The 14,857-nt window shown below is 68.6% G+C and carries 12 protein-coding genes; 5 read left to right on the top strand and 7 right to left on the bottom strand.

What is annotated here, in order from left to right; all coding sequences use genetic code 11:
- Positions 1-5 precede the first annotated feature (5 nt).
- Positions 6-869, top strand: a complete 864-nt coding sequence (gene map, locus B842_RS08270; RefSeq protein WP_040086091.1) for a type I methionyl aminopeptidase — start codon at positions 6-8, stop codon at positions 867-869.
- An 8-nt stretch (positions 870-877) separates the two neighbouring features.
- Here the strand turns inward: map and B842_RS08265 are convergent, their stop codons facing one another.
- The 3 genes from B842_RS08265 to B842_RS08255 all read right to left on the bottom strand — a co-directional run bounded on the left by B842_RS08265 (position 878) and on the right by B842_RS08255 (position 4,808).
- On the bottom strand, positions 878-2,290 hold the full coding sequence (locus tag B842_RS08265; RefSeq protein WP_156119479.1) for an HNH endonuclease signature motif containing protein: 1,413 nt from the start codon (positions 2,288-2,290) through the stop codon (positions 878-880).
- 117 nt (positions 2,291-2,407) lie between these two features.
- Positions 2,408-3,793 carry a mycothione reductase gene (mtr, locus tag B842_RS08260; RefSeq protein WP_040086089.1) on the bottom strand — a complete coding sequence of 462 codons (1,386 nt, stop codon included), beginning with the start codon at positions 3,791-3,793 and terminating at the stop codon, positions 2,408-2,410.
- 43 nt (positions 3,794-3,836) lie between these two features.
- Positions 3,837-4,808: an alpha/beta hydrolase gene (locus tag B842_RS08255; RefSeq protein ID WP_040086088.1), complete on the bottom strand. Its 972-nt coding sequence runs from the start codon at positions 4,806-4,808 to the stop codon at positions 3,837-3,839.
- A gap of 257 nt (positions 4,809-5,065) precedes the next feature.
- Here B842_RS08255 and mqo point away from each other — a divergent pair, with 257 nt between their 5' ends.
- Together mqo and B842_RS08245 are read left to right on the top strand one after the other, a co-directional pair.
- Complete coding sequence (gene mqo, locus B842_RS08250; protein WP_040086087.1) at positions 5,066-6,568, top strand: malate dehydrogenase (quinone); 1,503 nt, start codon at positions 5,066-5,068, stop codon at positions 6,566-6,568.
- A gap of 62 nt (positions 6,569-6,630) precedes the next feature.
- The gene (locus B842_RS08245) at positions 6,631-7,461 is read left to right on the top strand and encodes a VOC family protein (protein ID WP_040086086.1); all 831 of its coding nucleotides are present in this window, start codon (positions 6,631-6,633) and stop codon (positions 7,459-7,461) included.
- Here B842_RS08245 and B842_RS08240 read toward each other — a convergent pair.
- Entirely contained in the window at positions 7,458-8,762 is a 1,305-nt protein-coding gene (locus B842_RS08240) for a protein adenylyltransferase SelO family protein (RefSeq protein ID WP_052437825.1), read from the bottom strand. The two genes, B842_RS08245 and B842_RS08240, sit on opposite strands and share 4 nt — an antisense overlap.
- 121 nt (positions 8,763-8,883) lie before the next feature.
- On the opposite strand from B842_RS08240, the gene B842_RS08235 reads away from it, so the two are divergent.
- On the top strand, positions 8,884-10,113 hold the full coding sequence (locus B842_RS08235; protein WP_245631328.1) for a multidrug effflux MFS transporter: 1,230 nt from the start codon (positions 8,884-8,886) through the stop codon (positions 10,111-10,113).
- Here the strand turns inward: B842_RS08235 and B842_RS08230 are convergent.
- The 3 genes from B842_RS08230 to yaaA form a co-directional block, all read right to left on the bottom strand.
- A complete protein-coding gene (locus tag B842_RS08230) occupies positions 10,106-11,212 on the bottom strand; it encodes an AAA family ATPase (RefSeq protein WP_040086084.1) in 1,107 nt (368 codons plus the stop codon). The genes B842_RS08235 and B842_RS08230 overlap by 8 nt on opposite strands.
- 109 nt (positions 11,213-11,321) lie before the next feature.
- A complete protein-coding gene (locus tag B842_RS08225; protein ID WP_040086083.1) occupies positions 11,322-12,332 on the bottom strand; it encodes a S66 family peptidase in 1,011 nt (336 codons plus the stop codon).
- Between the two features lie 53 nt (positions 12,333-12,385).
- Positions 12,386-13,084 carry a peroxide stress protein YaaA gene (gene yaaA / locus B842_RS08220; RefSeq protein ID WP_040086082.1) on the bottom strand — a complete coding sequence of 233 codons (699 nt, stop codon included), beginning with the start codon at positions 13,082-13,084 and terminating at the stop codon, positions 12,386-12,388.
- A gap of 32 nt (positions 13,085-13,116) precedes the next feature.
- On the opposite strand from yaaA, the gene B842_RS08215 reads away from it, so the two are divergent.
- Positions 13,117-14,856 carry a proline--tRNA ligase gene (locus tag B842_RS08215; protein ID WP_040086081.1) on the top strand — a complete coding sequence of 580 codons (1,740 nt, stop codon included), beginning with the start codon at positions 13,117-13,119 and terminating at the stop codon, positions 14,854-14,856.
- The last annotated feature ends 1 nt before the right edge of the window (position 14,857 follow it).

Raw genomic sequence — 14,857 nt, 5'->3', positions numbered from 1 at the left:
CATGCATGACTTCTCGTTCTCCTCTGGTCCCCGGCCGTCTGTCCCCGATCCGTACCGTCCCCGATCACATCGAACGCCCCGAGTACGTGTGGAAGGACACCGTCCAGGAGAACATCGGCGAGCCCTTCGTGCAGACCCCCGAGGTCATCGAGGCGATGCGTGAGGCGTCGAAGATCGCCGCGAACGCCCTCAAGGAGGCCGGCGCCGCCGTCGCCCCCGGCGTGACCACCGACGAACTCGACCGCATCGCCCACGAGTACATGCTCGACCACGGCGCCTACCCGTCGACGCTCGGCTACCGCGGCTTCCCCAAGTCCTGCTGCACCTCGATGAACGAGATCATCTGCCACGGCATCCCCGACGACACCGTCATCGAGGACGGCGACATCGTCAACATCGACGTCACCGCCTACAAGAACGGCGTCCACGGCGACACCAACGCCACCTTCCTCGCCGGCAACGTCTCCGAGGAGCACCGCCTCCTCGTCGAACGCACCGAGGAGGCCATGATGCGCGGCATCCGGGCCGCCAAGCCGGGCCGCGAGATCAACGTCATCGGCCGCGTCATCGAGGCCTACGCCAACCGCTTCGGCTACAACGTCGTCCGCGACTTCACCGGCCACGGCGTCGGCCCCACCTTCCACAACGGCCTCGTCGTCCTCCACTACGACTCCACCGCCTACCGCGACATCCTCGAGCCGGGCATGACCCTGACCATCGAGCCGATGATCAACCTCGGGGGCCTGGACTACCACATCTGGGACAACGACTGGACCGTCCAGAACAACGACTTCCAGTTCACCGCCCAGTTCGAGCACACCATCGTCATCACCGACGACGGCAACGAAATCCTCACCCTCGCCGACTAGCGGGGTCGTCAGAACGGCGGGGGATCCTCGTCCGGTGGTGGGTTCAGCCAGGGGGTGTGCGTGCCCGGCTGGGGAGCAGGTGGCGGTGGCGGGGCGTTGATCCGTTCCTGGTACCGCTCGAAACGCTCCTCCGCGGCCTGCGCGGCCGCGCGCTTGCGCTGCTTCTGGCGCCGCTGCGCGTAGGTCTGCACCCAGCGTCGCTGCCGCGGGGCCAGGGGGCCGATCGCGGTGTCGACGACCCAGGAGCCGTCCGCGAAGAGCCAGAAGACGTCACCGGTGACGGGATCGAGCAGGTAGAAGGCCTGCTCATCGGTCTTGCGGTTGTGGTGGTGCCGGCAGAGCATCACCATGTTCGACGCTGTGGTGGGGCCGCCGTCGGCGTGGTTGATCCGGTGGTCGGCGTCGCAGTGGGTGGCCCGCCGGTTGCATCCGGGCCAGCGGCAGATCCAGTCCCGGCCGAAGAGGTAGGCCCGGATGGCTGGGGATGTCTCGTAGGCGTCGGTCTGTCGCGTGGCGGCGGCGTCCATGTCGAGCGTCCCGGTCGCCAGTTTCTCCAGCACCGCGGTGGTCTCCGGTGTGAGGATGCCGCGGTCCGGGTGGTACGCGGGTGCGTCCTCCACGTCGGTGGCTTTGTAGACCATGGTGGTGACCCGGGTGCTGGTCTGTCCCAGGATGAGGTCCGCCATGGCCCGGGCCTGGGTGGTCTCCTTCTCGGAGGCAGCCTGTGCGACGGCGTCGGCGATCTGCGTGCCGGTGGCCTGGTCGACGATGAGGTCGAAGCGGACCTTGCCGCCCGCGAGATCCTCGATGAACAGGATGCCGTCGGGCTGCTCCTCACGGGGAGGCAGCGACCGCATCTGTGCCGCGGGATCCTCGCAGGGCACGGGCCCGGCCGGCTCCTGCTCAGGCTGCGGCGCACCCCAGGGGTCCGGCTCGGGGTTGCCGGCGGCGGCCGCCTCCGCCTCGACGCTGCGGATGGTGGCGTCGACCGCCTCCCGGATGGCGCGTCGGCCGGGCAGCGCCTGCCGGGGCCGGGACGGGGTGAAACGCTCGATGAGGTCGGCGTCGAGGGTGGACCAGTAGTGGTCGTCGTTCTGCAGCTCCACCGGTGCCCGGCGGGCGGCGCGGTCGATGTCGGCCAGGTGGTCCATGTCCAGCAGCCACGTCTCCTCGACGAGGGAGCGGAGGCGGGGGAGACGGTCGAGGGTGTCCAGCGCGTCGAGGAAGCGGGTGACGCGGTGCCGGGGGAAGCCGGTCCGGTTGTAGAGGAGGGTGGTCAGGATGGTCCAGTCCTGCTCGGACGTGGGCTCCGCGATGGGCTGGAAGGCCCGCCACATCTCGTAGTCCTGCGCCAGACGGGCCTGGCGGAAGGGGTGGTAGAAGTCGTTCGGGTCGAGGACCGCCCAGGACGGCTGGAGCACCGCATTCACCCCCTTGCTTTCATTCGCCTGCGTGTTCGATCATCACGCTAGGGCACACCCCCGACACAGGGGTGATTGTCGGGGGTAGTGGGTGGGAAAGGCCAGGTCAGAGGCCTGTCAGAACTCCAGTCCCAGCAGGGCGTTCTCGGTGACCTCCGGGAGCGCGGGGTGGATCCAGTACTGCTTCGTCGCGACGTCGCGGACGTCCAGGTCGAAGGCCATGACCGTGATCAGCTGCTGGATGAGCGTGGAGGCCTGCGGGCCGTAGTAGTGGGCGCCCAGCAGCTTTCCGGTGTCCTTGTCTGCGATGAGCTTGCAGATGCCGGTGGTGTCCTCCATGGCCCAGCCGTAGGCGACGTCGCCGTAGCGCTGGATCTTCACCGTCACGTTGTGGCCGGCCTGGCGTGCCTGGCGCTCCGTCATGCCCACCGTGGCGATCTGCGGGTTGGTGAACACCGCCGACGGCACGTGGTCGTGCGGAAGCTTCTGCAGGTCCTCCGGGTGGAGGAGGTTGTGGCGCACGGTGCGCATCTCGGCGTTCGCCACGTGCTTGAGCATGAAGGGGGAGGAGACGTCGCCCAGGGCCCAGACGCCCTCCGCGGAGGTGGAGCGGCCGAACTCGTCGACCGCGACGCGGCCGTCGTCGGTCATCTCGATGCCTCCCTTGTCCAGGTCCATCTGGTCGCCGTTGGGGATGCGCCCGGTGGCGACGAGGAGGACGTCGGCGGTGATGGTAGCGCCGTCGTCGAGCGTGACGGTGATGCCCCGGTGGTCCTCGACGGCGGAGGCGACGGTGCGGCCCACGCGGACGTCGTAACGCTTCGCGGAGTCCTCGTTGACGCGGGCGCAGATGTCGGCGTCGAGAAGCCGCATGAGGCCGGAACGGCTGACGATGTGGACCTTGGTGCCCAGCGCGTCGAAGACGTGCGCGAACTCCATGGCGATGAAGCCGCCGCCGACGATGACGATCGACTGCGGCTGCTGCTCGAGACGCATGATGGTCTCGTTGGTGTGGACCGTCACGCCGGACTCGGCGATCTGCTCCGGGATCATCGGACGGGAACCGGCGGCGATGACGACCTGGTCGGCGGAGATGACCGAGTCACCCGTCCGGATCGTGCGCTCCCCGACGAAACGGGCGTGCTGGTCGTAGACGTCGATGTTGGGGGTCTCGGGGCCGCGGCGGTACGCCTCGCCGCCCTCGGCGATGAGGTCGATGCGCTGGTCGAAGATGCGGGAGACGATGGCCGGCCAGTCGACGCGGTACACCTGCGAGCTCAGGCCCAGCTGTCCGGACTCCCGCGCCGCCAGGGCGATGTCGGCGGGGTGGACGAACATCTTGGTGGGGATGCAGCCCACGTTGAGGCAGGTGCCGCCGAAGGTCCCCTTCTCGACGATCGCGATCGACTTGTCATCGAACTCCGGCCCCGGGATGGAGTTGCCCGAACCGGTGCCGATGATGATCAGGTCATAGTGCTTGTCGACCTTGAGGTCAGCAGACATGCGAGAGGGCTCCTTGTCTAGGAAAAATGATCGACAACCGAGTCTACCTGCGCCCCAGCCAGTCCAACGTGGCGGTCAGTGCCTCCTCGAGCGGGCCGGGGCGGGAGAGGAACACGTCATGGCGAGCCCCCTCGACGGGAAGGACCGTGACGTCCGCGCCCAGGTGGGGTGCCCAGCGCTGGATCTGCACCGTGTCCAGGACGGTGTCGTTGCAGTGCGAGTCCTCGCAGTAGCCGCGCCGCAGCAGGGAGGTGGAGGAGCACAGCGTGAGCACCGGCACCCCGACGTCCACGCGGTCGTCGTGCACCAGCCGTTGACTCCGCAGCACCTCACGCAGCCAGCCCAGGTACTTGCGGTGCCCGCCGACGGGCTTGAAATCGACGTTGAAGTCCCAGTCGCCGTGATGGTCCTTGTGGATCGAGACGCCGTACGTGCCCAGGTTTCCGCCGGGGATCTCCACGGACGGCAGGACACGACCCAGCACGCCCGCCACCGGCCGCATCACCCGCACCGCCGCCCGCGGGTACATCATGTCCAGCCACGGGGAGTTGAGGATGATCCCCGCGAGGCGGGCATGCCGGGCCGAGTCGTTGCGACGCAGGTGCGCCGCCCACAGGGGGACGATGAGGCCGCCGGTGGAGTGGGCGACGGGGACCACGGCGCCGTCGATGATGTCCAGGGCCGCGGTGAGCTCCGGGAAGTAGTGGCGGAAGTCGGTGCTGTAGTGCCACGTCTGGCCCTCGCGGCGGGAACGGCCGCACTTGCGCAGATCCAGAGCGTAGAAGTTGAACCCCGCCTCCGCCACCGCCTGCGCCACATGGGCGTGGAAGAAGTAGTCCGTCATGCCGTGCACCCACAGCACCGAGAGCCGTCCGGGGACAGGCTCCTGGTAGCGCACGAGGGTGGCCACCGCCTCCCCCTCCCCGTCCGGATCGGGGCCGAGATGAATGTCACAGGCGGAGAAATCGGGACCGAGAATGTCCTCATACCAGTCGGAGAAGGCGGGAACGCTCATGATGACCACACTAGTGGGGGTACGGGGGCAGGGGGCGGGGGAGTGAGGGGCGTCGATAAGTTCGTGTTTTCCGGACCTTCGTCACACCCCCGTGAACCTAAGGCGTAAGGTTGATGTTTACCGGACAAGGGGAGCGGATCTGTGCCGAGGACGTCAGAGTCCGCACCCGGAATTGTCCTGCCCACCGGGAGTAGTGCCGACACCCGGTGTGGGCCATGACTGGCCAGAACCTTCGACGACGAATGAGGTAATGCAAGGTGTCCACCGAAAACAAGAACGCTCCCAAGGTCACTGACGAGGTCGATGTCGCCCTCGTCGGCGCGGGTGTCATGAGCGCCACCCTGGGTGCGATGATCCGCGAGCTCGAGCCGAGCTGGTCCCAGATGATCTTCGAGCGCCTGGACGGCCCCGCCCAGGAGTCCTCCTCCCCGTGGAACAACGCCGGTACCGGCCACTCCGCACTCTGCGAGCTGAACTACACCCCCGAGGTCAACGGCAAGATCGAGGTGGCCAAGGCCATCGGCATCAACGAGAAGTTCCAGGTCTCCCGCCAGTTCTGGTCCCACCAGATCGACCACGGCGTGCTGGACGACCCCAAGGAGTGGATCAACCCCGTCGCCCACCTGGCCTTCGCCCAGGGCGACGACCAGGTCGACTACCTCAAGCGCCGCCACGAGGCGCTGGCCGACAACATCCTCTTCCCGGGCATGGAGTGGGTCGAGGACGACGCCAAGTTCGCCGAGCGCCTCCCGGTCATGTCCGAGGGCCGTGACTTCGCCGCCGAGAAGGTCGCCTACTCCGGCACCGACATCGGCACCGACGTCAACTTCGGTGCCCTGACCGAGCAGTTCCTCACTGCCGCCGAGGCCTCCGGCACGGAGATCCGCTACGGCCACGAGGTCAAGAACATCAAGAAGGACGGTGGCAAGTGGAAGATCACCGTCAAGAACGTCCACACGGGTGACACCTCCGTGGTCAAGGCCAAGTTCGTGTTCGTCGGCGCCGGCGGCTACGCCCTCGACCTGCTGCGCAAGGCAGGCGTCCCGGAGGTCAGCGGTTACGCCGGCTTCCCGGTGTCCGGCCTGTGGCTGCGCTGCACCAACGAGGAGCTGATCAACCAGCACGACGCCAAGGTCTACGGCAAGGCCAAGGTCGGTGCCCCGCCGATGTCCGTCCCGCACCTTGACACCCGCGTCATCGACGGCAAGAAGGGCCTCCTGTTCGGCCCCTACGGCGGCTGGAGCCCGAAGTTCCTCAAGGAGGGTTCGTACCTCGACCTGTTCAAGTCGATCCGCCTGGACAACCTCCCGTCCTACCTCGGTGTCGCCGCCCAGGAGTTCGCCCTGACCAAGTACCTCATCACCGAGGTGGCGAAGGACTTCGAGAAGCGCCTCGTCGACCTGCGTGACTACGTCCCGTCCGCCAAGGCCGAGGACTGGGAGACCGTGGTCGCCGGTCAGCGCGTCCAGGTGATCAAGCCGGCCCGCGCGCCGCGCTTCGGCTCCCTCGAGTTCGGCACCGCCCTGATCAACAGCACCGACGGCTCCATCGCCGGCCTGCTGGGTGCCTCCCCGGGTGCCTCCATCGCCCCGGCCGCCATGCTCGAGCTCGTCGAGCGCTGCTTCGGTGACCGCATGATCCAGTGGGGCCCGAAGCTCAAGGAGATGATCCCGTCCTACGGCACCAAGCTGGGCGACGACGAGAAGATGTTCAACGAGCTCTGGGACTACACCCAGAAGACCCTGAAGCTCGAGAAGTAGTTCCACTGTGAGGGCCGCGACCACCGGGTCGCGGCCTTCGCCGATTCCGTAGGCTGGTGGCCATGCAACGCATCGTGCCCACCATCTGGTTCAACCGGAACGCCGACGAGGCCGCCGAGTTCTACGCCGACGTCTTCCCCGACACGCTTGTCGACGCCCGCGTCCCCCACCCCGAATCCGGCGAGACCCTCACCGTCGACGTGCTCATCGACGGCTACCGCGTCACCCTCCTCAACGGTGGGCCGGAGTTCGGCCCGACCCCCGCGATCAGCTTCTTCGTCAACTTCGACCCCTCCCGCACGGAGGATGCCCGCGGCGCCCTCGACCGCCTGTGGAATCGGCTGACCGACGGCGGCATCGTCCTCATGCCGCTCGACCGGTACGACTTCTCCGAGCACTACGGCTGGGTGGCGGACCGCTTCGGAGTCAACTGGCAGCTCATGCTCACCGACCCGGCGGGGGAGCCGCGCCCCTACATCATCCCCAACCTCATGTACGGCGGGCAGGCACGACAGGCCGTCGACGACTACGTGGCACTGTTCCCCGGGGCGCAGGTGGGCACCCGGGTGACCTACCCCGACTCGGGCGAGGTCATGTTCTCCGAGTTCCAGCTGTACGGCGAGTGGTTCACCGCCATGGACTCCGCCGTCGAGCAGCCTTTCACCTTCACGCCGGGTCTGTCGCTCATGGTCAACGCCCACGGGCAGGAGGAGATCGACCGGCTGTGGAACGGGCTCTCCGCTGTCGCCGCGCTCGAGCGGTGCGGCTGGCTGCAGGACCGCTACGGCGTGAGCTGGCAGATCGTGCCCGACAACATGGCCGAACTCATGGCGCGTCCCGGCGCCTACCAGAGGATGCTGGGCATGGGGAAGCTGGTCATCGACGAGTTCTAGGTGCCGCAGAAGGTCCGGAACAGCTCGTTGAACTCCTCCGGGGCGGGCCCCCGGAACTCGGCTCCGTGGTCGGTGAAGGGGTCCGTCACCACGGCGAGCAGCGTGTGGAACGGCGCCAGGTCCCCGGCCTCGGCGGCCCGCAGAGCGGCGTCGACAAGGTGGTTGCGGGGGATGTGGAACGGGTGCTCCATGGGGTTCAGGCCGGTCCAGTCGCCGCCGGGGAGGGCGGCGGGGTCGTCGTTGAGCAGGCGGTGGGTGTCGGTGAGGTCGGGGGAGTGCTCCTCGAGCATGCTGGTCCAGCGTTCGCCGACGGCCGGGTCGTCGGTGCCGAGGGTGCGGGCCAGTTCCGCGGCCTGTGCCCTCTCCCAGCGGTCGGGGAAGGAGTTCATGAGCTCCTGCGCGGTCTCGACCTCGATGAGGGGGATCAGGGCCTCCGCCAGACGGGCGAGGTTCCAGCCGAGGATGACCGGCTGGTTGCGGAAGGCGTAACGCCCGTGCGTGTCGATGGAGGAGAAGAAGGTCGCCGGATCGTAGTGGTCGAGGAAGGCGCAGGGTCCGTAGTCGATGGTCTCGCCGGACAGTGTGGTGTTGTCGGTGTTCATCACGCCGTGGATGAATCCGAGGCGCATCCACTGGGCGACGGTGGCGATCTGGGCGTCCATGACCGCGGTGAAGAACTCCTCGTGGGTGTTCCTGTCGGGGTAGTGGCGCTGCCGCGCGTAGGTGCAGAGGCGTTCGGTGAGGTCGCCGGTGTCGGTGATGCGGGCGTACTGGACGGTGCCGATGCGCAGGTGGCTGGCCGCCGTGCGCACGAGGACCGCGCCGGGCACCGCCCCGGTGCGCATGATCCTCCGGCCGGTGGAGATGACGGCGAGTCCCCGGGTGGTGGGCACCCCGAGTGCGTGCATGGCCTCGGAGACGAGGTACTCGCGGAGCATGGGGCCGAGGGCGCCGCGGCCGTCGCCACCCCGGGAGAAGACGGTGGGGCCGGTGCCCTTGGCGTGGAGGTCGCGGCCGTCGATCTCGCCGAGGAGCAGTGCGCGGCCGTCGCCGAGGCGCGGGGAGAACTGGCCGAACTGGTGTCCGGCGTAGCCCATGGCGACGGTCCGGTTGCCGCCGAGACCGAGGAGGAAGCGGAGTCCCTCGGGGGAGCGCAGCCAGTCGGGGTCGAGGCCGAGTTCCCGGGCGAGCGGTTCATTGAGCACGATGAGCTGCGGGTCGGGCTGTTCCTCCGCGTGCGCGGCGTGGACGAGCTCGGGGAAGGCGTCGGCGAACTGGTGGTCGAGCTGGGGCGCGTTCATGTGATCCAGGGTACGCACGACTATACCCCCTGGGGTGTGTATGCTATGTTGTTGACAAGTAATCAAAAACCATTGTCAATAGAGTTCCAACAGTATTCCCGGAGTAGAAATGGCGACCACCGTGTCCACACCACCCAGCAGGAAGGCGCTCATCCCGCCGGTCATCCTGGGCGTCCTGGCGTTCATCTCGGCCGTCGAGCCCCTGTCCGTCAACATGTACCTGTCCGGCCTGCCGCAGCTCGGCCGTGACCTCGGCATCTCCCAGGCGGGCGCGCAGCTCACGCTGACCTTCTTCCTCGCCGGCATGGCCATCGGCCAGCTGGTCACCGGCCCGCTTTCCGACGCCCGCGGCCGCCGCGGCCTCTTCCTCGGCGGCACGGTCCTCCTCGTGCTGGCCACCGCCGCCTCCGCCCTGGCGCCGTACGCGTGGGTGATGTTCGCCGCCCGCTTCGTCATGGGACTGGCCGCCGGTGCGGCCGTGGTGCTGGCCCGCGCCGTCGCCGGCGACCTGGCCAGGGGGCCGGAACTGGCGCGCGTGTTCTCCCTGCTCATGCTGCTCGGTGGCGTCGCCCCGGTGATGGGTCCCGTGGCCGGCGGCCTCATCGTCGACGGTGTGGGCTGGCGCGGCGTGTTCTGGGTGCTCTTCGGCCTCAACATCATCGGCGCGCTGCTCGTCGCGAAGTGGATCCCGGAGACGATGCCCGCGGAGAAGCGCACCACCGGTGGCATGGCGCCGCTGTTCACCGCGATGGGCGGGCTGCTGCGTGACCGTGCCTACGTCGGCTTCACCCTCGCGTTCATCTTCTCCTTCTCGACGATGTTCGCCTACGTCGCCGCCTCCCCGTTCATCCTCCAGGACCACTACGGCTTCTCCCCGGTCCAGTTCGCCTTCATCTTCGGCACCAACACCTTCGGCATGTTCCTCGTCGCGCTGACCAACGCGCGCATCGTCAAGAAGGTCGGCCCGCTGAAGCTGGCCCGCATCGGCAACGGCGTGCTCGTCGGCGCGACGCTCTTCCTCCTCGCCGCCGCGCTTCTCGACGCCAACCGCTGGGCCATCCTCGTCGGACTCTTCGTCGTCGTCGCCTCCATGGGCGTCAACTTCGCCAACAACTCCGCCCTGGCGATCTCCCGGGCAGGCGCCGTCACCGGTTCCGCCTCCGCGTTCATGGGCTCCGGTCAGTTCGTCATGGCCGGCATCCTCTCCCCGCTGGTCGGCCTCGCTGCCGCCGCAGGTCTGTCCCAGCCCGTCGCGATGACCGCCGTCATGGTCGCCACGGCCCTCATCGCCACCGCCGGCCTGTACTCCGGTGCGGCGCTGGTGCGACGCGAGAAGGCCGCCGTCAGCTGACCCGCGTCGTCCGGTTGTCGGAACGCAGGAACTCCGCCAGGTAGGGCAGTGTGAAGGACACCCGCCCCCAGGCCGGAGCCTCGATGAGGCCCCGATCCAGCAGCTTGCCTCTGGTGTCGGTGGCCTCATTCGGCTTCTTGCCCACCCGCTCCGCGACGTCCGAGCTGGAGACGTCGGCCGCGTCGCCGATGAGGTCCGCCATCGCCCGCAGGTAGGCCATCTGCGCCGGGGGCACGCCCTTGAGGGAGGGGGCGTGGACCTGCGAGCCCATCGTCTGCACGGCCTCCGCACACACCGCCTCCACGTCTGCACGGGTGATCCGCGAGCCCGCGCGGTTCCACGCCAGGTAGCCCACGAGCTGCACGAGGTAGGGGTAGCCGCGGGCGATCTCGACGGCCAGGTCCGCGGCGTCGGCGTCGATGGGCTTCCCCTTGGCCGCGGTGGCGGTGATGATGGCGCGGGCGTCGTCATCCGTGAGGGGGCCGAGCTCGAATCGGCGGGCCCGGCGCAGGAACGTCGTGCCCGGCAGGTCGAGCAGACGGTTGATGCCGTGGGTCAGGCCCGCCATGACCAGTGCCACGTGCTGCTCGTCGCGGATGAGGTCCTGGTGCGTCAGGGCGATCTCGGAGAGGTTGTCCGGGTCGGCGTCCTGCACCTCATCGACCGTGATGAGCACGCCGGTGCCACGCAGCAGTCCCAGCAGGTCGCGCATGCGGGTGCCGAGGGTCGGGGTGGGCGAGGGGACGTCGAGAAGCTCCGTGTCCACCCGGAAACCGCTGAACTGCACCGCGGTGACGGCGCGACCGGCGGGTGGGGCGAGTTCGGCGATCTTCGCCGGGATCGTCGTGTCGATGAGGGTGCGTACGGAGTCCTCGCGACCCGTCGCGCGCAGCACGATCCAGCCGTGTTGCGCGGCGATGTCCTCGAGCTCCGTGAGCAGCACCGTCTTGCCGATGCCGCGGGCGCCGTCAATGACCATGCTTCTCGACGGCTCACCCGGGTACCCGTCCAGCCCGCGGGCGAACTCCTCGAGGACGACGCTGCGGCCGGCCCAGTGGTAGGGGCTGGCGCCGAAGGTGGGCCGGAAGGGGTTTCTCATGCCCGCCACGGTAGTTGATACTTTGATACTTTGCCGGGCTCCGCATTTCGTACCTTCAGGCCCCTCCGGGGACCCGGCGCGGGACCCCTCGCGGTGTACTTGGGTTGCCCTAGCTGTAGTCGGCCCAGATCCGCTGCTCTGCGCCGTCGAGGGTGATCTCGCCGCCGTAGGGGAGGATCCACTGCGGACGGGTGTGACCGAAGGGCACGCCGCACACGACGACCGCCTCCGGGTTGTACAGCGTCACCTGCTCGATGACGGCGTCGTACATCTCCTCGCGGTCGCGGTACTCCGGCAGGAAGAGACTGCGCGCCGGGGGACGGGCCACCATGACGCCGCGCATCGCCCCGAGGATGTCGGCCTCACCGAGCGCGCGGACGATCTCCATGATGCCGTGCGTGTTGGTCAGGCGCTGCGAGGCCTCGAGCATGAGGATGCCGCCCTCGAGTTCCTCGGCACGCGGCACGCGGTCGGCCAGGGACATCTGGGTGATGACCTCGAAGCAGCCGCCCCAGGTGCGGCCGCTCACACGTCGGGAGGGTCCGGCCCAGCGCCAGGGCTTCGTCGACTCGCGCAGGCCGTTGACCTCCAGCGCCAGGGGATCGGACCAGAGGATGCCGTGGTCCTCGGACTCGCCGGGGTCGGTGATCTCCAGGACCCCCTCACCCGTGAGGGCGGCCCGCAGGGAGGTGACGGTGATGTCGTCGATGTTCGGGCCCGCGCCGATCTGCACCTGGGTGTTGCCGCCGTGGAAGGCGCGGATGCCCAGGCTGTGCAGCAGGTTGAGGATGTTCGTGTTGTCGCTGTACCCGAAGAAGGGCTTGGGGTTCGCCGCGATGAGCTCCGGGTCGAGGAAGGGGATGACGGTCACCTGGTCGTCACCGCCGAGGGTGGCGAAGACGGCCTCGATCTCCGGGTCGGTGAACGCGGCCATGATGTCGCGGGCGCGGTCCTCGGGAAGCGACTCGAACTCACGGGTGGTGGGGTACTCGACGGGCTCGAGGCCGAACTCCTCGCGCAGGCGTCGCATGGCCTGTTCGTGGACCTCCACACCGAGGGCGGGGGCCGCCTTCGAGGGGGAGAGGACGGCTACTTTCCTCAGCTCTTCATCAACACCCATGGCATCAACTACACCACTTACGCTGGCGTAAATCCAGAAAACCGGTCGCCGGCTCACACCGAAAGCAACAGCTCCGTCGCCGAATTCTGGGTGATGTCCAGTCCGGAATCACGCGCGATGGCGATGACGTCCGCGACCGATCCGGCCTCCTCCGGCGCGCCGGCCAGCACCCGGGCGAGCTCTCCCTTGTAGTGCTTGTTGAAGTGGCTGACCACCTTGCCGTCCTTCTCCACGCGCACCGTCACGGCGGCAGGCACCCGGCCCAGCTGCTGGTAGGCACCGGAGCGCAGGTCCACCACGAAGTCCTCCTCCGCCAGCGCCTCCGTGATGAGCGAGCCCCAGCGGGAACGCATCGTCCGCCCGCCGAGCTTCGTGCCACCGGAGAGCCGGTAACGGGGGATGAGGTCCCCGGCCCGGACCACGCCGAACAGTGCGGAGCCGACGGCGAGGCGCTCCCACGCGTGCGGGGGAAGGGTGGGGGCGGAGAGGGCGTCGAAAAGCACGCCGGTGTAGCGGTGCAGCGCGGGCATCGTCGGCGCGGAACGCAGCGCCAGGTTCGCCTCCGCCTCCTCCTGCAGCCGCGGGGAGATCCTCAGCACCTCCAGCGCCTCCGGGACGGGCAGGGAGGAGAGTTCCTCGAGGAGCGAGTCGCGGACGGGGTTGAGTGCGGGAAAGCTCAGTCCCTCCGGATCGAGCGCGGGACCATCCCCGCCGGGGGCCTTGGTTTCGGAAGGAGGGAGCACTATCAGCATGTGGGACAGGGTAACGGGTAAAGTTTCACACCATGATCACACGTCTCTCCTCGCTGTTCCTTCGCACCCTCCGCGAAGACCCCGCTGATGCCGAGGTGCCCAGCCATAAGCTGCTCGTCCGCGCCGGCTACATCCGCCGCGCCGCCCCCGGTGTGTACTCCTGGCTGCCGCTGGGACTGCGCACCCTGCGCAAGATCGAGGACGTCGTGCGCGAGGAGATGAACGCCATCGGCGGACAGGAGCTCCTCTTCCCGGCGCTGCTGCCGCGTGAGCCCTACGAGACGACGCAGCGGTGGACCGAGTACGGCGACGACCTGTTCCGCCTCCAGGACCGCCGCGGCAACGACATGCTGCTCGGCCCCACGCACGAGGAGATGTTCACCTCGACCGTCAAGGACATGTACTCCTCGTACAAGGACTTCCCGGTCACGCTGTACCAGATCCAGACCAAGTACCGCGACGAGGCACGTCCCCGCGCCGGCATCCTGCGCGGCCGCGAGTTCGTGATGAAGGACTCCTACTCCTTCGACATGTCCGACCAGGGTCTCGAGGACTCCTATGCCGCCCACCGCGCCGCCTACCAGCGGATCTTCGACCGCCTGGGCCTCTCCTACGCCATCTGCCGGGCCACGTCCGGCGCGATGGGTGGTTCCGCCTCCGAGGAGTTCCTCGCGATCTCCCCGAACGGCGAGGACACCTTCGTCCGCGCCACCGAGGGTGACTATGCCGCGAACGTGGAGGCCGTGGTGACGCAGCCGGGCATCGAGAAGGCCGTCGAGGGCCTGCCCGAGGCAGTGGAGTACGACACCCCCGACGCCGAGACCATCGCCACCCTGGTGGACTGGGCCAACTCCGAGGGCCTCGACGTCACCGCCGCCGACACCCTCAAGTGCGTCGTGGTCAAGGTCACCGCGCCGGGCGAGGAGCCCGAGCTGCTCGGCGTGCTCGTGCCGGGTGACCGCGAGGTCGACATGAAGCGCCTCGAGGCGTCCCTCGAGCCGGCCGAGGTCGCGATGGCCGAGGACGCGGACTTCAAGAAGAACCCCTTCCTCGTCCGCGGCTACGTCGGCCCCCGCGGCCTGCAGGCCAACGGGGTGCGCGTCCTCGCCGACCCCCGCGTGGTGAAGGGCACCTCCTGGATCACCGGCGCCGACGCCCCGAACAGGCACGTCGTCGGCCTCGTCGTCGGCCGTGACTTCGACATCGACGGCCACGTCGAGGCCGCCGAGATTCGCGAGGGCGATCCGGCGCCGGAGGGCCAGGGCACCCTGACCCTGCAGCGCGGCATCGAGATCGGCCACATCTTCCAGCTGGGCCGCAAGTACACCGAGGCGTTCGACGTCCAGATCCTCGACGAGAACGGCAAGCGCGCCATCCCGACGATGGGCTCCTACGGCATCGGCGTCTCCCGCCTCATGGCCGTCCTCGCGGAGCAGCGTCACGACGACAAGGGCCTCAACTGGCCGGTCGAGGTGGCGCCGTTCCAGGTGCACGTCGTGGTCGCGAACAAGGACGCCGCCGCCATCGAGGCCGGTGACCGCATGGTCGCGGAGCTCGACGCCGCCGGCGTCGAGGTGCTTTTCGACGACCGCCCGAAGGTCAGCCCCGGCGTCAAGTTCAAGGACGCTGAACTCCTCGGCATGCCCTTCGCCCTGATCCTCGGCCGCGCCTTCGCGGACGGCAAGGTGGAGCTGCGCATCCGCGGCGGCGAGACCCTGGAGATCGCGGCCGACGAGGCCGTGGCCAAGGTCGTCGAACTGGTCCGCGGCTAGG

It is taken from the genome of Corynebacterium humireducens NBRC 106098 = DSM 45392 (genome assembly GCF_000819445.1).
Classification (GTDB): Bacteria; Actinomycetota; Actinomycetes; order Mycobacteriales; family Mycobacteriaceae; genus Corynebacterium; species Corynebacterium humireducens.
This window is presented reverse-complemented; position numbering and strand designations above follow the sequence as displayed.